This is a genomic window from Virgibacillus carmonensis (assembly GCF_057836705.1).
The window spans coordinates 1-512 of sequence record NZ_JBYQFJ010000427.1 but is presented as its reverse complement, the minus strand read 5'-3'; the positions used below and the strand labels follow the sequence as shown (position 1 = coordinate 512).

Below are 512 nucleotides of genomic sequence, written 5' to 3'. Positions count from 1 at the left end.
ATACCAGGATAAAAAGATAGCAGCTATTTCCCTTTACTTTGATAGTGAAGAGGTTATAGAGGATTATCAAATGAATATTGGTGAAATAAAGGTAACGAGTAAACATAGTGACAAAAAAGTTCCCGACGCGCCAACGAACCCGACATGGTTGGAAACAGCTTACGAGGGAGGACTATATGCTGATTTATCGGTGAAATGGGATCCGGTGGATGATACAAACATCCAGCACTATGAATTGTACCGCAAGCATGCGAATGGGGAAAGGGAATTCATTGGAGCAACACCAAATAATGCTTATCATATCGAGGATTTACGTAGAGATGGTAAGGAAACGTCAACAACACTCGAAATTGTTGCTGTAAGTAAAGATTATGTGAAAAGTGAAGCGGTGGAAGTCACCTTTGAGTGGCCACCCTATCCAATACCTGAGGCTGACTTCAGTGCAAGCCAAACAGTTGCAGCTCCTGGGGATGAAATTCAATTCTTTAATCATTCCTCAGAAGCAACGGAGA

The 512-nt window shown here is 41.8% G+C and carries 1 protein-coding gene; it reads left to right on the top strand.

Going from position 1 to position 512, the window contains the following annotated elements:
- On the top strand, positions 1-512 hold a 512-nt coding region (locus AC3G7N_RS22705), incomplete at both ends, for a GH85 family endohexosaminidase C-terminal domain-containing protein (protein ID WP_489424354.1).